This is a genomic window from Lysobacter sp. Root604 (assembly GCF_001427505.1).
In the GTDB taxonomy this organism is placed as follows: Bacteria; Pseudomonadota; Gammaproteobacteria; order Xanthomonadales; family Xanthomonadaceae; genus Lysobacter.
The window spans coordinates 509,499-530,446 of sequence record NZ_LMGS01000009.1; the positions used below are offsets into that span (position 1 = coordinate 509,499).

Annotated in this window: 20 protein-coding genes and 1 pseudogene; 7 read left to right on the forward strand and 14 right to left on the reverse strand. The window is 68.5% G+C overall.

Going from position 1 to position 20,948, the window contains the following annotated elements; translation table 11 throughout:
• Positions 1–53: 53 nt before the first annotated feature.
• The 3 genes and pseudogenes from tatB to ASD69_RS10625 form a co-directional block, all read right to left on the reverse strand.
• A pseudogene (tatB, locus tag ASD69_RS22695) lies at positions 54–290 on the reverse strand (Sec-independent protein translocase protein TatB); the annotation flags it as partial.
• Between the two features lie 53 nt (positions 291–343).
• Positions 344–568 (reverse strand): Sec-independent protein translocase subunit TatA, encoded by a 225-nt coding sequence (tatA, locus tag ASD69_RS10620; protein WP_056177630.1) that lies wholly within the window; start codon positions 566–568, stop codon positions 344–346.
• Between the two features lie 99 nt (positions 569–667).
• Positions 668–1,510, reverse strand: a complete 843-nt coding sequence (locus ASD69_RS10625; RefSeq protein WP_082576422.1) for a lipid-binding SYLF domain-containing protein — start codon at positions 1,508–1,510, stop codon at positions 668–670.
• Positions 1,511–1,684: 174 nt separating this feature from the next.
• Between ASD69_RS10625 and hemH the strand changes: the two genes are divergently transcribed.
• Positions 1,685–2,710 carry a ferrochelatase gene (gene hemH / locus ASD69_RS10630; RefSeq protein WP_082576423.1) on the forward strand — a complete coding sequence of 342 codons (1,026 nt, stop codon included), beginning with the start codon at positions 1,685–1,687 and terminating at the stop codon, positions 2,708–2,710.
• A 29-nt stretch (positions 2,711–2,739) separates the two neighbouring features.
• A complete protein-coding gene (locus ASD69_RS10635; RefSeq protein WP_056179805.1) occupies positions 2,740–3,615 on the forward strand; it encodes an alpha/beta hydrolase in 876 nt (291 codons plus the stop codon).
• Between the two features lie 366 nt (positions 3,616–3,981).
• On the opposite strand, the gene ASD69_RS10640 is transcribed toward ASD69_RS10635, so the two are convergent.
• From ASD69_RS10640 to ASD69_RS10655, 4 genes are all read right to left on the reverse strand, one after another.
• Positions 3,982–4,776: a SprT family zinc-dependent metalloprotease gene (locus ASD69_RS10640; RefSeq protein ID WP_056177632.1), complete on the reverse strand. Its 795-nt coding sequence runs from the start codon at positions 4,774–4,776 to the stop codon at positions 3,982–3,984.
• 457 nt (positions 4,777–5,233) lie between these two features.
• Complete coding sequence (locus tag ASD69_RS10645) at positions 5,234–6,139, reverse strand: recombination-associated protein RdgC (RefSeq protein ID WP_056177633.1); 906 nt, start codon at positions 6,137–6,139, stop codon at positions 5,234–5,236.
• 51 nt (positions 6,140–6,190) lie between these two features.
• The gene (gene ttcA / locus ASD69_RS10650; RefSeq protein WP_056177635.1) at positions 6,191–7,120 is read right to left on the reverse strand and encodes a tRNA 2-thiocytidine(32) synthetase TtcA; all 930 of its coding nucleotides are present in this window, start codon (positions 7,118–7,120) and stop codon (positions 6,191–6,193) included.
• 156 nt (positions 7,121–7,276) lie between these two features.
• A complete protein-coding gene (locus ASD69_RS10655; RefSeq protein WP_056177637.1) occupies positions 7,277–7,609 on the reverse strand; it encodes a hypothetical protein in 333 nt (110 codons plus the stop codon).
• Between the two features lie 238 nt (positions 7,610–7,847).
• Between ASD69_RS10655 and ASD69_RS10660 the strand changes: the two genes are divergently transcribed.
• From ASD69_RS10660 to ASD69_RS10675, 4 genes are all read left to right on the forward strand, one after another.
• Positions 7,848–8,054, forward strand: coding sequence for a DUF465 domain-containing protein (locus ASD69_RS10660; RefSeq protein ID WP_056179808.1), 207 nt, complete (start codon positions 7,848–7,850; stop codon positions 8,052–8,054).
• Between the two features lie 130 nt (positions 8,055–8,184).
• Entirely contained in the window at positions 8,185–8,799 is a 615-nt protein-coding gene (locus ASD69_RS10665; protein ID WP_056177639.1) for a hypothetical protein, read from the forward strand.
• A complete protein-coding gene (locus ASD69_RS10670) occupies positions 8,796–9,428 on the forward strand; it encodes a hypothetical protein (protein ID WP_056177641.1) in 633 nt (210 codons plus the stop codon). The genes ASD69_RS10665 and ASD69_RS10670 overlap by 4 nt, the downstream gene beginning before the upstream one ends.
• Positions 9,425–10,039: a hypothetical protein gene (locus ASD69_RS10675; protein ID WP_056177643.1), complete on the forward strand. Its 615-nt coding sequence runs from the start codon at positions 9,425–9,427 to the stop codon at positions 10,037–10,039. Before ASD69_RS10670 ends, ASD69_RS10675 begins: the two co-directional genes overlap by 4 nt.
• Before the next feature lie 31 nt (positions 10,040–10,070).
• Here ASD69_RS10675 and ASD69_RS10680 read toward each other — a convergent pair whose 3' ends face one another.
• On the reverse strand, positions 10,071–11,330 hold the full coding sequence (locus ASD69_RS10680) for a hypothetical protein (RefSeq protein WP_056177645.1): 1,260 nt from the start codon (positions 11,328–11,330) through the stop codon (positions 10,071–10,073).
• A gap of 108 nt (positions 11,331–11,438) precedes the next feature.
• Between ASD69_RS10680 and ASD69_RS10685 the strand changes: the two genes are divergently transcribed.
• Entirely contained in the window at positions 11,439–12,263 is an 825-nt protein-coding gene (locus ASD69_RS10685; protein ID WP_157499147.1) for a DUF4198 domain-containing protein, read from the forward strand.
• A gap of 168 nt (positions 12,264–12,431) precedes the next feature.
• Here ASD69_RS10685 and ASD69_RS10690 read toward each other — a convergent pair whose 3' ends face one another.
• From ASD69_RS10690 to ASD69_RS10715, 6 genes are all read right to left on the reverse strand, one after another.
• Positions 12,432–13,598, reverse strand: coding sequence for a hypothetical protein (locus tag ASD69_RS10690; protein ID WP_056177647.1), 1,167 nt, complete (start codon positions 13,596–13,598; stop codon positions 12,432–12,434).
• A 96-nt stretch (positions 13,599–13,694) separates the two neighbouring features.
• Entirely contained in the window at positions 13,695–16,598 is a 2,904-nt protein-coding gene (gene plsB, locus ASD69_RS10695; RefSeq protein WP_235567199.1) for a glycerol-3-phosphate 1-O-acyltransferase PlsB, read from the reverse strand.
• Between the two features lie 97 nt (positions 16,599–16,695).
• Positions 16,696–17,604: a hypothetical protein gene (locus ASD69_RS10700; RefSeq protein ID WP_056177651.1), complete on the reverse strand. Its 909-nt coding sequence runs from the start codon at positions 17,602–17,604 to the stop codon at positions 16,696–16,698.
• 441 nt (positions 17,605–18,045) lie between these two features.
• Complete coding sequence (locus ASD69_RS10705) at positions 18,046–18,987, reverse strand: 5'-nucleotidase, lipoprotein e(P4) family (protein WP_056177652.1); 942 nt, start codon at positions 18,985–18,987, stop codon at positions 18,046–18,048.
• A 903-nt stretch (positions 18,988–19,890) separates the two neighbouring features.
• On the reverse strand, positions 19,891–20,355 hold the full coding sequence (locus ASD69_RS10710) for a Rid family detoxifying hydrolase (RefSeq protein ID WP_056177654.1): 465 nt from the start codon (positions 20,353–20,355) through the stop codon (positions 19,891–19,893).
• Between the two features lie 73 nt (positions 20,356–20,428).
• Positions 20,429–20,938 (reverse strand): GNAT family N-acetyltransferase, encoded by a 510-nt coding sequence (locus ASD69_RS10715; RefSeq protein WP_056177656.1) that lies wholly within the window; start codon positions 20,936–20,938, stop codon positions 20,429–20,431.
• Positions 20,939–20,948 lie beyond the last annotated feature (10 nt).

Genomic DNA, 20,948 nt, shown 5'->3' on the forward strand with positions numbered 1-20,948 from the left:
CGTTCGGCGTCACGCAATTCGCGCTGGACGGTGTCGCGGCTGTCGTGGATCTGGTTGCGCAGGCTTTCCTGGGCCTCGCGCAGATCGGCCTGGGTCTGGCGCAGGCTGCGGCGCAGTTCCTCGTCGGCCAACTCGTTTTCCAGCTCGGACTTCACCGAATACCACTGCGCGCGCGCGCGCCGCACCCACAGACCGGCGAAGCGCGCGGCCTTGGGCAGTCGCTCGGGGCCGAGCACCAGCAGGGCCACGACCGCGATGACGAAGATTTCGGAAAAGCCGATGTCGAACATGACCGCGCGCCGGGAACGCCCTTGAGACCGCCGTGGGGAACGCTAAAGGCGTATCAGCGCGGGGTTTGTTCGTCGTTGCGCGTCTGCGCGTTGGCGTCGTCGCGCCGGGTTTCGTCGGGGAGCTGTGCGGCCGGCTTGTCTTCGTCCTGCACGCCCTTCTTGAAGCCCTTCACCGCTTCGCCGAGGTCCTGGCCCACGTTCTTCAGGCGCTTGGTGCCGAACACCAGCACCACGATCACCAGCACGATCAGCCAGTGCCAAAGACTCAAACCGCCCATGTGTGATTCCGCCAGAGTTGGGACGCTGAGGATACCGCAAGCCTTGTTACGGAACCCGTGACCGCAGGCATGGTGGGCCTGAATGGGCCGCCGCGGCGCTTAGGGCAGCGGCTCGACCTTGGGCTGGTTGGGATCGTTGACCGGTTCGGTCGGCGCAGCGGGCTGGGCCACGGGCGCAGCCGGTGCGGCGGCGGCCGGGGTCGAGGGATAGACGGTGGCGCCGGTGGCCGGGCGCGGTTCTTCCTGACGGTTGGCGCGCGCGGTCGCGCTGGCTTCCTCCAGGCGGTCGCGGAAATCGACCACCGCCTCCGACGGCGCCTGCGCCGAACGGCCTTCGAAGATCATGCGCGGGGTGGTGCCGTTGCCGTACACGACCTGATTGGCCTGGTCGTCGATCTGCAGCACCGCGCCGTCCAGCGCCACGCCCGCGAACAGGCCGCGCGCGCGCGACCAGGACCAGATTTCGGCCTTGAGCTGGCCGTCGGTGGCGGCCGCGGCGCTGCGCCCGACCGGGCCGGCGGCGACGCCGGCATCGGCGCCCAGGGTGACCTTGCCGTTGACGATCGAATCCAGGCCGCGCTCGCCGCGGAACACCAGCACGATGTCGGAGGACTGCACGCCGGCCTGGAAGCCGACGCTGCCGCCGGTGAGCTTGACGAAGCTGGGGTTGGACCAGGTGCCGTCGGGATTCTTGACCGAGACCAGACCATGGCCGCGGCGGCCGCCCACCACCAGGCCGATCTTGAGCGTGTCGGGCACTACGACTATCGCGCGCGCCTCGTCGAACAGCTTGTCGGGAATCGCCGACTCCGGAATCTGCTGGATGTCGCCGAGCACGCGTACCGCGTTGCGCGCACGGGCGTCCTCATCGGGGCCGGCGACGGCGGATGCGGCGAAGCTCAGGCTGAGCACGAGGACGGCGAGACGCGACGGACGGGACATGGACGGACTCCGGCGGGGGAATGCGGGGAAGGCGGACGGACGCAGCGTTCGACCGCGCGAGCGCGCCAGGGTTCAGGCTAGTGACGCGGCGATGAATCGCCACGGAACCGTCGCCAGCGGGCGACGCGACCCGCGCATGCTGCCCGGCCGCGCCGGTGCTGTCATCCTATAGGCATGCCCGCCGACGCCAGCATCGCCCCCGCGACCTCCGACACCCACGCCGACTCCGTTTCCGGAGCCGCGCCCGACACCGCCGTGCTGCTGGTCAATCTCGGTACGCCGCAGGCGCCGACCGCGGCCGCGGTGCGCCGTTATCTGGCCGAGTTCCTGCACGACCGCCGCGTGGTCAGCCTGACTCGCTGGCTGTGGTGCCCCTTGCTGCACTTCGCGATCCTGCCGCTGCGCTCGTCGCGGGTCGCGCACAAGTACGCCAGCATCTGGATCCCCGGCGAGGACGGCGGTTCGCCGCTGGCCGTGTACACCCGCCGCCTGGCGCGCGCGCTGCAGCGCGAACTGCCGCAAGCGCGCGTGCTCGATGCGATGCGCTACGGCGAGCCCTCGCTGCGCCGCAGCCTGCAGCAGCTGCGCGCCGACGGCGTGCGCCGGCTGCTGGTGCTGCCGCTGTATCCGCAGTACTCGACTTCGACCTCGGCCTCGGTAGCCGACGTGATCGCGCGCGGCGAAGGCCCGACCACGCGCATGGTCGAGGACTACTACCGCAGCCCCGATTGGGTCGCCGCGGTGGCCGACTCGGTGCGCGCCCACCGCGAGGCCAAAGGCGCCGGCGAGCACCTGCTGTTCTCCTTCCACGGCCTGCCCCAGCGTCTGGCCGACCAGGGCGATCCCTATCCGCAGCAATGCGAGGCCAGCGCGCGCGCGATCGCGCAGGCGCTGGGCCTGGCCGACGACGCCTGGACCCTGAGCTACCAGTCGCGCTTCGGGCGCGAGCGCTGGCTGGAGCCGGCCACCACCACCACATTGGAAGCGCTGGCCGCGCGCGGCGTGCGCCGCGTCGACGTGGTCGCGCCGGGTTTCGCGGTGGACTGCCTGGAGACGCTGGAAGAGGTGGCGATGATGCTGGCCGAGGAGTTCGCCCGTCGCGGCGGCGAGCTGCGCTACATCCCCTGCCTCAACGACAGCCCCGCGCATGCGGCCGCGCTGGCGACGATCGCGCGCGAGCAGTTGGAGCGCTGGACGTGAGCGGCGACGGCAATCCGGCCGCGCCGGCGCTGCGCGAGTTCGTCGTCGACACGCCGTTCGGCCGCCTCGGCGGCTTGCGCAACAACGTGCACGGTGCGCCGCGCCTGCTCGCCCTGCACGGTTGGCTCGACAATGCGGCCAGTTTCGTGCCGCTGGCGCCGCATCTGGCCGGTTTCGACCTGGTCGCGCCGGATCTGCCCGGGCACGGCGTCAGCGCGCACCTGCCGCCGGCCGCCGAATACACCCTGATCGCCGCCGCGCGTGCCGCGTTCGCGGTCGCCGACGCGCTGGGCTGGGACCGTTTCGCCCTGCTCGGTCATTCGATGGGCGGCGCGACCGCCAGCCTGATGGCCGCCGCGGCGCCGCGACGGATCGAGCGCCTGCAACTGATCGAGGCCCTGGGCGGCTTGTCCGAAGCCGAAACCCGCACCGCCGCGCGTCTGCGCGAGGCTTTCGCCGATCAGGCCGCGCTGTCGGGCAAGCAGCTGCGGGTATTCGGCGACATCGCCACCGCGGTGCGCGCGCGCATGCAGGCCAACGGCCTCAGCGAACCGGTGGCGCGGCTGCTGGTGGAGCGCGGCATCGCGCCGGTGCCGGCCGGCCGCTACGCCGACGATGCGGCCGGCGGCTACGTCTGGCGCAGCGATCCGCGCCTGACCCTGGCCACCGCGGTGCGCATGACCGAAGCCCAGGTCGGCGACGTGATCGCGTCCATCGCGTGCCCGACGCGGGTGATCTACGTCGAGCCCGCGTTCCAGTACTTCAATGCCGAGCTGCGCAACGCGCGCATCGCGCTGCTGCGTCACGGCGAAAGCGTGGCCGTGCCCGGCGGGCATCATCTGCACATGGAAGACCCCGCCGCGGTCGCCGCCGCGATCGGCGATTTCCTGACCCGGCCGCTTTAAGGCGCGGCCTGCTTCCTGTGGGAGCGGCGTGAGCCGCGATTTCGGCCGCCCGCGACCCAGTTCGAAGCGACGCAAGCTACCGATCGCGGCTTACGCCGCTCCCACAGAGAGCGAGGCTTCGCGATATGGAATGGGCGCAGCGCGAGCCGCGACCTGCGTCGTGGCCGCAGCTGCGCGGTCGCGGCTTACGCCGCTCCTACCCCCAGAGCACGGCGCTTCAGCCTTGCCGCACAGCGCGCTTCTAAGGCGCGACCTGCTTCCTGTGGGAGCGGCGTGAGCCGCGATTTCGGCGGCCCGCGATCCGGTCCGAAGCTACGCGAGCTTCCGATCGCGGCTTACGCCGCTCCTACCCCAGCGCCGGGGCGGTCAGGTCTTGCCGCACAGCGCGTTCAACGCCGCTTTCAGGGGACGGCCCTCGGCGCGAAAATACTCGCGCTGGTCGCGCCAGCGCGGACAGCGCGCTTCGACTTCGCGCCAGAATGCGCGCGAGTGGTCGGCATGGATCAGGTGGCACAGCTCGTGCACCAGCACGTATTCGAACGCGGCCGGCGGCGCCAGCACCAGCGCCAGGTCCAGCGACAACGCGCCGTCGGGCGACAGCGAGCCCCATTGCGAGGACATCACCCGCAGGCGGATGCGCGCGGGCGCGCGCGGCAGGCCCTGCAGGTATTTCGGCAGCCAGCGGCCGATGTCGGCGCGGGCCTGGGCTTCGTAGAAATCGCGTAGCGCGCGGCGCAGCGCGGCCGGTGCGACCGCCTCGGGCGCGACGATGGCGATGGCGCCGTCGGCGTCCTCGGCGATGCGCAGGTAGCGGCCGACGCTCCAGCGCAGCGGCCGCAGCTCGCCGCGCAGCGGCAGTTGCGCATCCACATGCGGCTGCAGCGCGGCGTGCTCGCTGCGGGTGCTGTCCAACTGCGCGGCCAGCCAGGCGCCGTGCTCGCGCACGAAGCGCTCGCCGGCGCGATCGCTGGCCCGCATCGGCAAGGTCAGGCGCGCGCCGCGTTCGTCGACGCTGAGCTTGAGTCGGCGCGCGCGCGGATCGCGCACGCGCAACAGTTCGACGCTGCGGCCGTCGTCGAGCACGACGGTGATCGTTTCGCGCTCGACGCTGCGCGCGACCGGACGCGACTGGCCGGTGAGCAGGCGCAGCAGGCTGGTCATGGGTGGAAGTCCGCCATGCGAAGAGGATAGCGCGCGGGGATGACGGTTGCGGGGCGGGGTGCGGCCCTCACCCCAACCCCTCTCCCGCGAGCGGGAGAGGGGCTAAMGCGTAGGCRCGATGGAAGGCGTGAGCGTGCTGGAAKGCGTAAGCGCGATGSGAGGTTTGCAGTCCCTTCTCCCGCTGGCGGGAGAAGGTGCCCGTAGGGCGGATGAGGGCMGCGCMTGCGGTGGAGGTTCAATGCGCGAGCCGGCCCTCACCCCAACCCCTCTCCCGCGAGCGGGAGAGGGGCTAAMGCGTAGCGCGATGGAAGGCGTAAGCGTGCTGGAAGGCGCAAGCGCGATGGGAGGTTGCACTCCCTTCTCCCGCTGGCGGGAGAAGGTGCCCGTAGGGCGGATGAGGGCAGCGCATGCGGCGGAAGTCCAGCGCGCGGGCCGGCCTCCCCACAGGCTCAACCCATCAAGCCTCGGCCTTGCTCAACTTCAGCGCCGGCTCCAGCACATTGAACAAGCGCTTGACCTCGCCGCTCATCAGCGCGAAGCGCGCGTCGAGTTCGGCGCGCAGGTCGTCGCGCTCGGTGTTCTCCAGGGTGTCCACCGCGCCGTCGAGCAGCTTGAACTTGCGGATCACCAGGTCTTCGCCGAGCACGAAGGACACGTGGTCGTCCAGGTTCAGCGCCAAGCGCGTGACCTGCTTGCCGGTTTCCAGGTGCTTGTTGATCTCGTCGCCCTGCAGCTCCATGCGTTGGCATTTGACCACCGCGCCCTGTTCCATCGGGTCGCGCAGCTCGCATTCCTCGCCCAGGGTCAGGCCTTCGGGCAGCGGTTCGCCGGCGAGCCAGCCGGTCAGGATCGAGCGCGGCGCGACTTCGGCGTTCAAGGGCAGGGCCGGGAAACTGCCGAGCGCGCGCCGGATCTCGCTGACCACGTTCTCGCCGCTCTTGCGGCTGGAGGTGTCGACCACGACGATGCCGTGCTCCAGATCGAGCAGGGCGTCAGTGCGGCTGGGCTTGATGAAGGCGCGCGGCAGCAGGTCGACGATCAACTCGTCCTTGAGCCGCTTGCGGGTGCGGCTGCCGGGCTTGCGGCCTTCCTTCTGTTCGATCTCGGCCAGCTTCTTGGCCAGCATGTCGTTGACCACCGAGCCCGGCAACAGCCGGTCCTCGCCGCCGACGCTGACCCAGATCGCGTCCTGGATGCGGTTGGACATGGCCTCGGCGTCGCGCCCGAACGGCGAGATGAAGCCGCGCGAGGACAACTCTAGCGGGCCGACCGGCTTGAGTTTGCACTCCTCCAGGCCGGCTTCGAGTTCGTCGAGTTTGGTGGTGGTCGGGAAGCGGAACAGCGTCAGATTGCGAAAGAACATCGAAGTCCCGAAAAGTGAGGAAGGGGAACGGGGCGGAGCCGCGGCCGGGTCTTACATGGCCGCAGGCTCGGTGCCCGTTTCCTGTTCGTGCGGTTCGCCGGCCAGCCATGCATGCGCGTCCGGCAGCGGCAACTGGCCCAGGCGGCCCAGGGCGAGAAAATCGAACAGCTTGGGATCGGACAGTTGCGAAGGGCGGATATCGCCCAGGGCGCGGGCGATGGTCTCGATCCGGCCCGGGGTGTCGCGCTCCCAGGCGTCCATCATCTTCTTGACCTGCTTGCGTTGCAGGTTCTCCTGCGAGCCGCACAGATTGCAAGGGATGATCGGAAATTCGCGCGCCGCGGCGTATTGCGCGATGTCGTCCTCGCGCACGTAAGCCAGCGGACGGATCACCACGTGCTTGCCGTCGTCGGACAGCAGCTTGGGCGGCATGCCGCTGAGCTTGGCGTGGAAGAACAGGTTGAGGAAGAAGGTCGCGACCAGGTCGTCGCGGTGGTGGCCCAGCGCGATCTTGGTGAAGCCTTCCTGCTCGGCGTAGGTGTACAGGGCGCCGCGACGCAGGCGCGAGCACAGCGAGCACATGGTCTTGCCTTCGGGCACCACCCGGGTCACCACCGAGTAGGTGTCCTGCTCGAGGATCTTGTAAGGCACGCCCACCGATTCCAGGTAGGCCGGCAGCACGTGCTCGGGGAAATCGGGCTGCTTCTGGTCCAGGTTCACCGCCACCAGTTCGAACCGGACCGGCGCCTTCTTCTGCAACTGCAGCAGGATGTCCAGCAGGGTGTAGCTGTCCTTGCCGCCGGACAGGCAGACCATGACCTTGTCGCCGTCCTCGATCATGCCGAAATCGGCGATCGCGCGGCCGACCTGGTGGCGCAGGCGTTTGCCCAGGCGCTGATGTTCGTGGCCGCGGCGCTGGTCGGCGCGGACGTGGCGCTGGGGTTCGGCTAGGGGCAGGATCGTGCTCATCAGACCGTCCATTCTACGGGCAGCCATGGGGCGGCTGCGATCCGAGCCTGGGCCGCGACCGGTCCGCGCCCAAACGAACGGCGCGGTGGACCGCGCCGTCGTGGCGGCAAAACCGACGCCTGCCGCCGAAAGCCGCCGCCCGTTCTGCGGGGCGGTCGGCGGGAGCGATCATTTGCGCGCGGGTACTTCCTTGCCGCTAACCGGGGCCGGGCTCTCCTCCGCCACCGGCTTCAGCGTCAGCTCGTGGCTGTCGCGCACGGGCGCCTGGGTCGGGGTGATGCTGGGGTCGGGGGCGATCACGATATTGAGCTTGCAGTCGGCGCCCAGCGGAACGCCGGCCGGGAATTGCTTGCAGTCCGGGCCCTTCTTGCCGTCCGGACAACACCAGCGGGTGCCGCGTTCGCCCTGGATGACCACGTTCTTGGCCAGGGCCAGCGGCGAGGCGCAGGCGAGCAACGCGAAAGCGGATATCAGAACCAAGCGATTCGAAAACCGATCCATCGACCTCTCCTTAGGTGTGCGGGCGATCCGCGGCTGCAGGATAGGCAAACGATCCTCTAACAAAATATGAACGAAATTTTTACTATTCAGTCAACGGACAGGCGTCAGCCGCGTGCCGCCCGGGTGCTACGGGTGTGGCGCTTTTACGCATCCGATGCGGCGCGCGGAGGGCGGCGCGTAAGGCGATGAGCGACGGACATATGGCGACGCCATCGCCGCGCGTTAAGCTCAGCGCATGATCGAAAGCGACGATCCCGCCGAAATAGCACGCAAGCTGGCCGAGCTACGGCTGGAACATCGCGACCTGGACGCAGCCATCGATCGCCTGGCCCAGGACACCGATGCCGACGAACTCACGGTCAAGCGTTTGAAGAAGCGCAAGCTGTGGTTGAAGGACTGCATCGCGCGTCTGGAAAGCGCCTTGATTCCCGACGAACCGGCCTAGGCGCCGCTCGCGAAAGCCGCCGCCGGCGCCGTGCGCGCATGGCGGCCGTCGTGCGCATTTGGTGACGTGCGTGGCTGCAGCCGGTCGCTAGCCCTGTGCTACGGTGCGTGCACTCGCAACGGGCTATTGCATGGCGAACAAGGACGAACTGATCGGCGCGGCGCGCAACCCGTGGTGGCAAGCCGCCGCCGCCCTCGCCGCGGTGGCGCTGGTCGTCACTTTCGCACTGGGCGGATTCAAGCGGGCCAAGAGCCAGACCAAGCCCCTGCCGCAGTACTCGGCTGGCCAGCGCGTGCAATCCGGCGCGATGGCGGTGACGCCGCTGCGCGCCTGGGTGGCGCGCTACCGTCCGGGTGGGCAGGTCGAACCGAACCAGCTTTACCTGGTGCTGCAAACCGATATCGAGAACCGCACCGGGCGCAGCTTCGGCGGCTTCGGCTATCCGCACAAGGACCTGGTCCTGGTATCGGCCCAGCGCGAGCTGGTGCAGGCCGACAATCTGCTGATGGCCGACGACCACAGCGTGATCGCCGATCTGCATCCGCGCATGACTCAGCGCGTGGATCTGGTCTGGAAGCTGCCGCCGGATTACGTCTACGCGTCGCGCCAGACCTTCGGCCTGTTCGCGCGCGACTACAAGGCCAAGGCCCATCTCAACGACGAGGGCGCCTGGGTGCAGGGCGAGCCCTTGGCCAAACTCGATCTGCCCGTGCAGGACCTGCGCGACCGGCTGGTGGCGCCGTGAGCGCGTCGCAGCCCGCCGCCGCGCCGCGCCGGCCCTTGCTGCGTTGGCGTTGGCGCGACGCGCTGTGGATCGCGCTGGCGCTGGTCGCGGTGGTCGCGCTGCGCAAGGGCCAGTCCGATTACGAACAGCGCGACGCGCCCCTGCTGCAATCGGCGCCGGCCGCGCGCGCGGTCGGGCGCAATTTCGCGGTCGAGGTCGGCCGGCTCAAGGTCGCCCATGCCTATCTGCTCAAGGGCGACTACGGCGATTCCGAGGACCGCACCCTGCGCAGCCCCGGCGTGTGGCTGTCGGTGCTGGCCAAGGTCGAAGCGCTGCAGCGTCCGGGTTACCTGACCGCGCAGCTGCGCACCCGCGACGGATTGGTCTACGTCGCTTCCAACAAGGAACGCCCCAAGCTCAAGGGCTTCAACCTCAGCGAGCGCGAACTGGCGCCGGGCCTGGCCGAGGAAGGCGCGTGGTTCTTCGAGCTGCCGCCGGAGCAGATCGAGGGCGCGCACCTGCAGCTGTATTGGGGCAACGGTTTGCCGGTGGGGGGCGACAGTCTGGTCGATGTCGACTTGGGCTTGGATAAAACGGCCGCCGGCAAGCTGATCGCCGACGCCAAACCCGTATTGGACCTGCGCCTGTGAACGCCACACCGACGACGACGAACGCCGCCCCCGCGACCGGCTGGTGGCGAGGCAACGCGGGCTGGCTGCTCGGCACCGCCGTGCTGGGCGCGCTGGCGTTGTGGCTGCCCTATCGCGATGCGCTGCGGCAGTATCGCGAACGCAATCCCAGCGTGGCGGTGACTGCGGCCAAGGGCGATTGGACCGCCTTCGCCGGCGCGCACTGGAAGTTGATCTCCGCCGAGTCGATGATCGCCGGCGATCCGCGCCTGCGCGGCCCGCTGCGCAAGGATGCCGAGGTGCTGCTGCTGCGTTACGAGGTGATCCCCGATCCCGACACCAAGATCAGCGATCTCGACCTGTGCCGCGGCGCGATCGTGGATGCCCAGGGGCGGCGCTGGGACACCGGCGGCGCCGCGCTGCCGCGCCTGTCCGGGCCGCGCCTGCCGGAGACCTGCGGCAGCGGTTACGACGACGCGTTCAAGCGCGTGATCGCGGTGCCGGCGCGGCCGTTCGCGTTCCAGCACGCATTCGTGCTGCCGCGCGGTCAGCGCCCTGACGCGCTGCGCGCGCGCATCGAGTTCAAGAACACCAAGAGAGCCGACGGGCGTTATCTCGATTTTTCGTTGTAAGAGCGCGGCGCGAAGTCCGTGAGCGATCGTCTCAGCCCGCGCGCGGCAAGCGCGCGATCGCGCGATCGAAGGTCGCCGCCAGCAGCACCACGCGCAACACGTCGGTCAGCAGCGAGGTGCGGAACGACAGCGGCGTGTTGAGGAACACCGCGTAGATCTGGCCCTCGACGCTTTGCCAGGCCGGGTCCTTGGGGCCGACCAGTTGCTGCATCCAGCGCCACGACCACGAATCCAGATACGCCAGCAGCTGCCAGCACACGCACAGCGTCAGCAGCGCCGGCAGGCCCGCGCGCAGCACCAGGCGCAGGCTGTTGACCACCGGCACGCCCTTGCTGGTCCAGCCCGCGCTGGCCTTGTCGGCGAGCATGCGCAAGGTGAAATGCATGGACTTGAAGCGCGCGACCGCGCGCTCCAGTGGCGCATCCGCCTGGTCCAGGCGCTGGGCCTTGCGCAGATCGATGCCGTACACGATCGCGGTGATCGCCAACCAGATCAGCGGCAGCGCCACCGCGCCGGCGGCGGTGGTCAGGAAATCCCACAGCGGCGCCAAGGCGCGCTTGGCCGGCGCCAACAGTTGGAACAGCGCGGTCGGGCTTTCCCACCATTCGCCCACCGCCACGTACACCGCGCGTTCGTGCCACCAGTCCTTGCCGGTCTGGATCGCCTGGCCGATCGCGGCCACGCCCACGAACACCCAGTAGGCCTCGCACACCGTCGCCAGTACGGTCCACGAGGCATGGCCGGTGGCCTTGGCGCGGCGCTGGCTGAACCAACGCACCGCCCAGGCGATCGCGAGCGCGATCCACAGGCCCTTCAGGCTGAGCACGTGCAGCAGATCCTCGCGTTCCCATACGCTGAAGAGGTAGGCGGTGGCGAAGTAGCGGCGCAGGCCTTCCAGCAATCCCCAACCCACGTAGTAGGCGAAGAACGGCAGCAGCGCGATCGCCAGCGCGGTGATCCATTGCTTGCGCACCGCCTTGGTGTCCGGCGTGACCGCTCCGTGGGCCAGCATCGGCAGCGACGGGCGCAGCGACTGGAACATGAAGATGGTGCCCACCAACTGGGTCACGATCAGCACCGACAGCGCGGCGAAGGACATCAGCACCGAGCGTTCGCCCAGCTTGACCGCCAGGTTCATTAGCAGGTCGTAGCAGACCCGCTGGGCGAAGAACCAGAACGCCAACGCCGGCCAGTGCCGCCACAGCAGGCGCGCGGAGAGCAGCGGAATTTCCAACCAGGTGCGCTGCGCGGGCGCGCGCTCGGCGACCGGGCTGGCGGTGGAAACGCTCATCGGATCCTTCCTGGCGGACGACGTCGCATCCTAGCAAGCGCGCACCGGGCTTGGGCCGACCAGCGTCTAGAATCGTCGGCGCGATTCCCTCCCCATTCCGGATCCCCCATGACCCGATTGAAGACCGCCCTCGGTGGCCTGGCCCTGTGCCTGGCGACCGCGTCCGCCGCCGCGCACGTGCCCTTCCTCAAGCCCAACCAGTTCAACGTGCTCAACCCACGCGTGCAGGTGGAATCGGCCTTCACGGAGTTTCCGTTCCAGGCCGACTTCGCGATGGACTCGCCGAACTTCTCGATCACCGCGCCGGACGGCACGCAGGCGGCGATCAAGGCCAGCGCGAAAACCCGCGGTGCGGTCTATCTGGAGCCGACCCTGGCGCACGACGGTACCTACCGGATCAGCACCGGCGTGCGTCCGGGGCCGACGTACAAGGCCGTGGAAACCGCGGACGGCAAGCTCTATTTCTCCGACGACATCGCGCGCAAACAGGGCGCGGCCACGTCGCTGAAATACTTCAGCAGCGCGGACACTTATCTTGCCAAGGGCGAGCCCGCGTACACGCCGCGTCCGTCGAACGCCGGCGTGGAGATCATCCCCTTGTCCTCGCCCAACCGTCTCATGCTGGGCGGCACGCTGCGCCTGCGCGTGCTGCGCGACGGCAAGCCGGTGCCGAACGCGCGCATGGTGGTGGTGGCGGACAACGAGCACTACGTCACCCACCGCGACGGCGATCTGTACGACGTGGAAAACGTGCGCGACAGCAACCTGCGCGCCGACGCCGCCGGCGAGATCGCGTTCCGTCCGAGCCAGGCGGGCCTGTACCTGCTGTTCGTGACCCTCCACGAGAAGATCGATCCGACCTTGTGGGAAAGCCACAACGCGTCGCTGACGCTGGAAGTCGGCCTGCCCGAGGCGAAGGCGGCTCATCCCTGAGGGCGCGCCGCGCCGGCGACGATCGCAACGTAAGGGCGTCGCCGGGCTCTCTCCCGCGGACGATGCCTCATCCTGGAAGCCGGCGTGTTCCAGCGCCGGACCCAGCCGGTACCGCAAGACTGCGATGGATGCATAGCGGCGAAGGCAGGCGCGCCGCGACCATCGGCATCAGTCGGGCATCAAGTAATGGCGGTTAGCCAAGTCCACGGCGAGCTTCTCGTTGCGGGAAACGTACAGCCCGCCAGGAAGTGCGTAGATATAGCGCTGGCCCGACGAGGTGGCCGCTTGCGTGGCTTCCGCTGGCGCTTTTTCCAGCGGGAGTTTCTGCGCGTACAGGGCGCCGAGCATCCGACTGATCTCCTCCGTGTTGCGCACCAACGCGTCCCGCGTGCGCGCACAGTCGTTCTCCGCCCACAGTTGGCTGCTGCGCAATCCCCTCGCGTCCGGCGACCATTCGGTTTCCGCGGAGACCTTCAGGTTCTGCTTGTGCATCGTTGCAGCCACAGTGGCCTTTCGTCGTTCGGTCTTCTCGGCGTAGAAGCCCGCGTTGTTGACTTTTCTGACCAGGGCCTCATTGCCCGTGAGGGCGTAACGGCTGTACTCGGCCCGGGTCATGGCGTCTATGTCCGCGGTTGTTTTCGCATCCAGCTGTATCGGATCCGAAACCGCCACGAAGCTGTAAAGCCATCGGGATTCGCGCTTCCAGGCAGAGCCGGAACCTTCGGGAGCGTAAGCGAGCACGTCCACAGTGGTCATCAGATGGGCGAAGTCGACGGAAAAGCCGGCGCCTACGACGAAAACCAATCTGGGTTCATCCTTGGGAGGCAAGCGCTTGCGGTCGAGCGAGCCGTCGACGAAAAATTCGGTTTTCGCATTGGTCGTGGCGCCCCATGAGGATCGTCGTATGGAGTCGACCACCGCCCTCTGCAGGTCGTCGACCGGTAGATCGCAGCGGGCTTGCTGGACCGCGTCGAAATTGCGTTGCGCGCGTCCGCGGCCTTGTTCCATTATGACCGCAGCCGAGAGCACTTGCGCCCCAGCGCCGGCGCCCACGAGGGCGCTCAGGCTGGCGGCCTCGGCGGGCGGGAATCCGGTGATGGTGAAGTTTCCGATACGGCCCATGCTTGACGCATGCGGACCGGACACCGAGGTGATGAACATCTGAGGACGCAGGCGCGGGTGCTGCGGTATCACATAGACGGGCAAGCTTGCGGCCAGCCGCGTTTGCTCCTCCGTAAAGCCGTGTTGAGCGTCGTCGTTGGCGAGCGCTGGCGAACAGGCCGCGAACGCATACAGCCCAATGACGGGCGCGACAAGAGCCACGAGTCGTTTCATAAGGTCCCCATTGATCTGCGCACGCTGAAGGGCGCGATCGCATGTTGAATCGTTGTCATCGAGGCTTCGCGCGCGAAACGAAGCCGGCACGCTTTCTTAGGCCGGTTCGACGTTATCCGTCGCCGCCGGCTTGGCCATCTCGGGGCTGATCTTCTCGATGGTGTGGCGCAGCTCGCGGCCGAGGATGACCTTGGCGTCCTTGGCCCAGGCGTCCAGGCGCGCGTCGAAGGCGAGCTTGCCGTTGCTGTCGGGCCAGACCAGCTTGAGCTCGCGCAGCTTCTGGATGAAGCCGCGGAACAGGGTCTTGTCGAAGAACTCCGGCGCGGCCGGCGCGTACAGCAGCGACAGGCGCTGCGCGGCGAGCTGGCACTGGCTTTCCAGTTCGCCCGCCGACATCGTGCCCGGGCCGTTCTTCACCAGCACCGAAATGGCGATGTAGTAGCGCTCGAAGGCCTGTTGCAGCGAGTGGCCGATCGCGCGCAGGCGGAACACTTCGTCGGTCTGGCCGGCGTTGCGCGCCAGGATGCCGCCGTCGTCGTCGCTCACGCGTTCCAGCAGGCCTTCGCGGATGAACACCTCGACCGTCAGCGTCAGGCGCTGGGCGAATTCGTCCTCGGTCCAGGGCAGGAACAGCTCGGCCTGCAGGAACGGGTACACGCTGCGGCCCAGGCGCAGCACGCCGGCCAGGCTCATGCGGCGGTTGTGCTGGAAGCAGCACGCGATCCACGACGCGCCGGTGAACAGGTGCAGCACATTGTTGCGGAAGTAGCTCAGCAGCACCGCTTTGTCTTCGCCGTCCACGCCCAGCACGTCGCCCAGCGGATGGGCGATGCGCTCGAGCACGTTGATCTCTTCGCCGTGGGCGACGATTTCCTGCGGCGTGTGCGGGGTGACGGTGACGCGGTCGGAATACGGCAGCTCGGCCAGCAGGGTCTTGGACAGCGCGATCTGGGCCAGCAGGTCGGCCTCGCCCATGGCGTGCTTGGGCGTGGACAGCAGGGCCAGCGCCAGCAGGTTGATCGGATTGACGTCGGCGGCGCGGTTGACGTTGACCTGGATGCGTTCGGCCAGCGCGGCGACAGTGTCCGACAGCCACTGCGGCTTGTCGTCCTCGCCGACCGGTCGGCCGTCCCATTCCGGCGCGTGCTCGGCGAGCACGTCGTTGAGCCGGATCGGCTCGCCGAAGTTCACCACCACCTGGCCGTAGTTGGAGCGCAGCACCTTGGGGATGCCCCATAGCAGCTGCCAGATCGATTCCTTTTCCTTGGGCTTGCCGGACAGCTCGTCGAGGTAGCTGTTGCCTTCCATCAGCTTCTCGTAGCCGATGTAGACCGGCTGGAACAGCACCGGCCGGGTGGGCTGGCGCAGGAAGCCGCGCACGGTCATCACGATCATGCCGCCCTTGGGCGGCAGCAGCCGGCCGGTGCGCGAGCGCCCGCCTTCGATGAAGTACTCGATCGAATAGCCGCCCGCGACCAGCTGCGCCACGTACTCGGAGAACACCGCCGAATACAGCGCGCTGCCGCGGATGCTGCGGCGCAGGAAGAACGCGCCGCCCTTGCGCAGGATGGTGCCGACCACGGGCAGGTTGAGATTGGCGCCGGCGGCGATATGCGGCGGCACGATGCCCTTGGTGTAGAGCAGGTAGCTCAGCAGCAGATAGTCCATGTGGCTGCGATGGCAGGGCACGTAGACCACTTCGAAGCCGGGCGCTTCCTGCTTGAGCTTGTCCAGGTGGTGGACCAGCACGCCGCGGTAGATGCGGTTCCAGACCGGAGTGAGCAGGAAGCTGGCCGAGCGCACCACCGGGTGCGAATAGTCGGCCGCGATCTCATAGGCGATCGCATGCGCTTTCTTCCAGGCGTCGACCGGCGAGCTGTTGTCGCGTCGGGCCTGGTCGGCGATCGCGTCCTTAACCGGTTCGGACGCGAGCACCTGATCGACCAGCAGGCGGCGGGTCGACAGATCCGGGCCGATGACCGCGGCGCGGATGCGGCGGAAGTGGGTGCGCAGCACGCGCGAGAGTTTGCGCACCGTGCGTTCGGCCGGCAGGCCTTCGCCGACGATGCCGCGCAGCGAGACCGGCGGCGAAAAACGCACCAGGGTATGGCGGCCGTTGAGCAGGATCGCGAGCAGGCGGCGGAAGCGGCCGACCAGGGTCCAGTTTTCCGAGAACAGCACCGAGAACCAGCCCGTGCTGCGATCGGGCGCGCGACCGACGAAGATCGACACCGGCACCAGCTGCACGTCCAGTTCCGGATCGGCGCGGTGCGCATCGAGCAGGCGCGCGAGCGAGCCGGAGTGGGTCTTGGCCGGCGGCGGTTGCGGCGTGGCCGCGCCCAGCGATTCGCCCAGGGATTGCAGCGGCGCCAGGGTGCCGCCGGCGTTGCGGCGCGACAGCGCGACATAGGCGCGCTTGCGGCCGAGCGGATCGCCCGGCAGCGGTTGCAGCGGCGAGGGCAGGCCGCTCTCGCGGCAGGCGCGCTCCAGGATCAGCGCATTGGACAGGCCGTAGTCCTCGAGCACGTAGCAGACCGGGCGGCCGTTCCACTCCTCGGCCACGTGCTCGGACGGCGACTTAGGCTCGATGGTCAGCTGCACCCACGGCGCCATCAGGCGGCCCAGCAGCTTGGCCCACCAGGGGCGGCGTGCAGGCGGTAGCGCACGCGTCTCGACCACGGGCGGCGGAGGCGGCGGCATCGGCAGTTCGGGCTGGTCCGGGTCGTGCTCGGTCGCAGCGCGGTCGGCGGCGGCGATTTCGGCGGCCGGCGGCCGCTCGGCCTCTGCCGGGGCGTGCTCTGGCGTTGCGGCGTCCGCGCTTACGTCGGCCAACGTGCCGGCTTCGGCGGTGAAGATGTCGGCTTCGCTGGCTTCAGGCGCGGTCGCTGGGTCGGCTCCGGGCTCGACCAGACTGTCGTCGGCGGTGGTCGCGCTGGGCGTGGCGCCGTCCGGACGGGCCGGTTCGGCGTTGGGGAAAGGCAGGGGCGTTTGTTTCGGCATCGGCGCCATTATGCCCATTCGGATTGGGGCTGCTCGCGGGGACGCGACGGCGTCGCGCGACGCGGGCATCGCCATGCGCGCGCTGGCCGCGCGCGACCTAGGGCGCGGTCTTGGCGACGGGCGCGTGCGGCTGGGCGCTGCGCGCGCTGGCGGTGCGGTTGGCCTCGGCCTCGGCGTGGCGCAGCACGTCGCTGAGGTACCAGCGGCCGTCGTGGCGTTCGACCCGCACATAGGCGTCGATCGGTTGGTCGGCCATGGTGTAGCGGATGCGCACGCGTGCTCGCTCGCCGGTCTGTTCGGCCAGGGTCGCCTCGACCCGGTCCAGGCTGGCGTCGATGTTCAGCCCGTAGCCGACCAGGGTCTGCTTGAAGCGGCCGAAGAACGGGCCCAGCCGTTCCAGGCTGCGGTCCATGCCGGTCAGGCGCAGCGCGTCGGCGCCGGTGAGGCCGGTCTGGCGCGCGGCCGCGGCCAGCTGCGCGATCGCGACGCGCGCGCGCTTGGGATCGCCCAGCGGCGCGCGCTGGCCCCAGGCGCTGATCGCGCCGATCAGCTGGGCGTAGTGGTCGCGTTCCTCGGTGCTGTAGTCGCCTTCGCTGCGCACGTACTGGGTCGCGAACAGGCCCAGGGTGGCGGCGGCCGAGCGCAGTTCCGCGTGAGCGCCGGCGAACTGGCGCTGGTAGACGGCCTGCAGTTTCTTCTCCGCGCCGGGCGCGGCCAGGGCCTGCAGGAAGCCGGGCAGGCGATCCTCCAGCGGCAGCTCGGTCAGCGGCCAGGTGGTGCGGCCCTCGCGCCAGGCGGTTTCGAGGCGGTCGTGCAGGGCCGGCGGCACCGCATGGCGCGCATAGCCGGCCAGATCGTTGCGGCGCAGGTCGCGCACCAGTTGCTGCACCGCTTCGGCGGGCAGCTTGGGCGGCGCGTCGTGGTCGCTCAGCGGCGCGCGATCGCAGCCGCCGCAGGCGACGACGATCAGCAGCAACGCGGCCAAGGCGCGTCGAATCGGTGGCATGAGGCGGCTCCCCAGTCGCAAGCGGCATCTTGGCCGGCGCCGGGGTCGGCCACAAGCCAAGTCGGTTCCGGATCCTGGTCCGCGCAGGCGACACAGGCATTGCCGACGGATTGGGCAAGGTCGGCGGCTGCATTCGACTAAAAGCGGCCAATGGTGGCCAATGGTGCGGCTATTTCGCCGATCGTCTGTCTTCGTGGCGGCCATGCCGGGGCATCCCGGGTTGGCCTCGTGGACGTCGCGCATAAAAAAAGGAGGCGCTGGGCCTCCTTATAAACCGGCCGAGGCCGGGATTTCGAGTTGTGGCATGGCTCCGGCCTAGGCCGGACGGGAGCAGACTACGTCGCCCACGAAGTTAATGCAATACCTGAAATTAAGTCCGCTAAAACATTGATTTTAAATGGCGGCGCCATGCTGCGATGCGCCAAAGCCGGCGCCGTGGCCTCAGGGCGCGACGTTCAGCGCCGCGCGCTTGCTGGCCCGACGCGCCTCGCTGGGCTGGTCCCAGGCGTTGTTGAACAGCGCCGGCTCCCAGGAACCGTAGGTCGGGTTGGGCAGCATCCACCAACGCTCGCCGAACCAGTCGTGGTACTGCTCCAGCAGCTGGTTGCGGCCGTCCGGAGTGTTGGCCACCACCTGCACGAAGTCGCCGAGCTGGTCGCCGAACTGCATCAGCACGCGGTACTTCTGCCCGGCCAGCTTGCGCCGGCAATTCTTCTCGCTGCCGTTCTGCTCGCAGCCTTCGACGAAGGTGCCCAGGCCCAGGAAGACGCTGTCGTCCTTCACCGGCATGCCGACCGCGCGCAGGTTGGCCAGGGTGGCGGCCTGCAGGTGCTCGGCGCGGTTGGACAGATACAGCACGGTCACGCCTTTGGCGTTGGCGGCCTTGGCGAAGTCGACCACGCCCGGCAGCGGCTTGGCCTTCTTCTCGGCGACCCAGGCGTCCCAGCTGACTTCGTCGTATTGCTTGCCGTCGCGGACCAGGCGCGCCTGGTAGGGCGAGTTGTCCAACACGGTCTCGTCCACGTCCATGACCACGGCCGGCGCCAGGCCGGTGGCGGCGTTGCCGCGTTCGTCCGGTACCAGGGCGTCCCAGTTCTTCTGCTTCAGCGCGACGTCCAGCTTGTCGGCGGCGGCGCGGTAGACGGTTTCGGTGGCGGCGCGGTACTCGGCCGAGGTCTGCACCCAGAGCACGGCGTTGAGGTTGTCGTCGGCACCGGGGCCGGCCGGCGTCGTGGGTGCGGCGCTGGCAGCGGCGTTAGCCGGCGCGGCCGCCGCTGCAGGCTCGGCCGGTTTGGCGGATTCGGCGGCGGGTTCGGTGCGTTTGCAGGCGCCCAGGGCGAGGGCGCAGGCGAGGACGGAGAGGGTGAGGGCGCGGGTGTGCATGCGCGATCCGAGGCTTGGAAAGGGCTGAAGTGTAGCCGAGGTGCGCGCTGGGCCATGCGTGGGGCGGTTGGCCGCTCTTGTTCTTTGGGCGTTGGTTTCCTCCCTCGGAAATGCTCACTTCTCTTGCTTCTGGCTCCCTCCTTTGAAAAAGGGTGAAGCCGTGCGGCTTACGAACCGCAGGTTCGTGCACGGCTGAACGCAGCAGGCTCTTGCTCTTAGCTCCCTCCTTTATCAAAGGAGGGTTGGGGAGGATTTGCTTCTGCTTTGCTGTCGCTTCTTCTTGACGAAGGTCAAAGGCTTCCGCCTGCTACGCATGCGGGTCACTTTCTCTTGCTCTTGGCTCTCTCCTTTGGAAAAGGGTGAAGCCGCGCAGCTTACGAACCGCAGGTTCGTGCGCGGCTGAACACTAGCAAGCTCTTGCTCTTAGCTCCCTCCTTTGGAAAAGGAGGGTTGGGGAGGATTTGCTTTTGCTTTGCTGTTGCTTCTTCTGGACAAAGGTCAAAAGCTCCCGCCTGCTATGCATGCAGGTCACTTTCTCTTGCTAGCCCAAGAGTCCGCCTGGATTCCCTTCGGTCAAACGTAACCAAAGAGAAGGGCTAGCGTGACCAAACCTCCCCTGCGGGTTCGGAGCTGGCGCCGGGATTTTTCGAATGGACCTCCCTGTCCATTCGAAAAACGGCGCGCGTCCTGCGCGCCGCCCTTCGGGTCTACGACTGGTCGTGTGAGTGCGGGGCTTTTGGATTTGAATGCCGCGACAACAGCAACAGCAACAGCAACAGCAACAGCAACAGCAACAGCAACAGCAACAGCCGCAGCCGCAGCCGCAGCCGCAGCCGCAGCAACAGTGGTTGCGGCGGGGCTGCTCGTGTGCTCGTGAGTTGCTGGCTAGCTAGCGGCGCAACGTCAGCGCTTGGGCGCCTGCGCGATGCATTCCACTTCGACGCGGGCGTTCATCGCCAAGCCGGATGCGGCCAACGCGCTGCGCGCCGGGTACGGGGCCTGGAAGTGGCGGCGGTAGACCTCGTTGAAGGCCGGCCATTCCTTGATGTCGGCCAGGAACACGGTGCACTTGATCACGTCGCGCATCGAGGCGCCGTGGCGTTCCAGGACTTCCTGGATGCGTTGCAGGGTGCGGTCGGATTCGGCGGCGATGCCGCCGGCGACGAGTTCGTTCTTGCCGGCGGCGGTGCCGATCTGACCGGACAGGAACAGCAGGTCGCCGCTGCGTACCGCTTCGGAGAACGGCAGGCTGGCGGCGGCGGGGTCGGGGGACTTCAGGAACTCGGGGCGTTCGCCGCTCCAGGCCGGATCGGCGGCGAGCAGGGCGATAACGAGAGCGCTACGCGACAAGACGGCGGGAACAGGCATGCTCGTGTCCAAACCGGGGCAGGGATTCGCACCATCCCGCAACCGTGATTGCGGCGCAATCCCATGCGCGCCGCTAGAGCGCGGCGATCTGCAGCGAAACCTGTTTGCGGCCCTCGGCCACCCACTGCGTGCCGACTTCGCTGAAACCGAATTTGGCGTGGAAACGACTGGAGCCCTCGTTCAGGGGCTGGCTGTAGAACTCGCAGGCTACCGCGGCGGTGCCGCTGGCCCGCGCGAACGCGAACAGGTCGCGATACAGCACCGCGCCCAGTCCGCGCCCCTGCTGCGTCGAAGACACCGCGATCCGATCGATGTACAGAAAATGCGGGTAGTGGGCCTGGAACCAGCGGTAGTTCGGGCTGTCGTAGCCGCAGCCCTCGCGAAACGCGAGCAGGAAGGCGAGCACGCGATCGCCGTCGTCGACCAGCACGCGGTGGTAGGCCGTTTCCTGCAGCAGCTCGAGCAGGCGCGCGCCGTCCATCGGGCTCAGCAGCGCTTCCGATTCCAGATTCAGCGCCAGCACCGCGGCGTGGTCGCCGGGTGCGATGTCGCGGATGCGCAGCGCGTTGCGATCGTCGGTCATGGTGATGCTC

What these genes read in the sequence shown, in the direction of transcription:
- tatA (WP_056177630.1), bottom strand. Translation starts at nt 568, where the DNA reads ATGGGCGGTTTGAGTCTTTGGCACTGGCTGATCGTGCTGGTGATCGTG.
- ASD69_RS10625 (WP_082576422.1), bottom strand. Translation starts at nt 1,510, where the DNA reads ATGTCCCGTCCGTCGCGTCTCGCCGTCCTCGTGCTCAGCCTGAGCTTC.
- hemH (WP_082576423.1), top strand. Translation starts at nt 1,685, where the DNA reads ATGCCCGCCGACGCCAGCATCGCCCCCGCGACCTCCGACACCCACGCC.
- ASD69_RS10640 (WP_056177632.1), bottom strand. Translation starts at nt 4,776, where the DNA reads ATGACCAGCCTGCTGCGCCTGCTCACCGGCCAGTCGCGTCCGGTCGCG.
- ASD69_RS10645 (WP_056177633.1), bottom strand. Translation starts at nt 6,139, where the DNA reads ATGTTCTTTCGCAATCTGACGCTGTTCCGCTTCCCGACCACCACCAAA.
- ttcA (WP_056177635.1), bottom strand. Translation starts at nt 7,120, where the DNA reads ATGGACGGTCTGATGAGCACGATCCTGCCCCTAGCCGAACCCCAGCGC.
- ASD69_RS10655 (WP_056177637.1), bottom strand. Translation starts at nt 7,609, where the DNA reads ATGGATCGGTTTTCGAATCGCTTGGTTCTGATATCCGCTTTCGCGTTG.
- ASD69_RS10665 (WP_056177639.1), top strand. Translation starts at nt 8,185, where the DNA reads ATGGCGAACAAGGACGAACTGATCGGCGCGGCGCGCAACCCGTGGTGG.
- ASD69_RS10680 (WP_056177645.1), bottom strand. Translation starts at nt 11,330, where the DNA reads ATGAGCGTTTCCACCGCCAGCCCGGTCGCCGAGCGCGCGCCCGCGCAG.
- ASD69_RS10685 (WP_157499147.1), top strand. Translation starts at nt 11,439, where the DNA reads ATGACCCGATTGAAGACCGCCCTCGGTGGCCTGGCCCTGTGCCTGGCG.
- ASD69_RS10690 (WP_056177647.1), bottom strand. Translation starts at nt 13,598, where the DNA reads ATGAAACGACTCGTGGCTCTTGTCGCGCCCGTCATTGGGCTGTATGCG.
- plsB (WP_235567199.1), bottom strand. Translation starts at nt 16,598, where the DNA reads ATGCCGAAACAAACGCCCCTGCCTTTCCCCAACGCCGAACCGGCCCGT.
- ASD69_RS10700 (WP_056177651.1), bottom strand. Translation starts at nt 17,604, where the DNA reads ATGCCACCGATTCGACGCGCCTTGGCCGCGTTGCTGCTGATCGTCGTC.
- ASD69_RS10705 (WP_056177652.1), bottom strand. Translation starts at nt 18,987, where the DNA reads ATGCACACCCGCGCCCTCACCCTCTCCGTCCTCGCCTGCGCCCTCGCC.
- ASD69_RS10710 (WP_056177654.1), bottom strand. Translation starts at nt 20,355, where the DNA reads ATGCCTGTTCCCGCCGTCTTGTCGCGTAGCGCTCTCGTTATCGCCCTG.
- ASD69_RS10715 (WP_056177656.1), bottom strand. Translation starts at nt 20,938, where the DNA reads ATGACCGACGATCGCAACGCGCTGCGCATCCGCGACATCGCACCCGGC.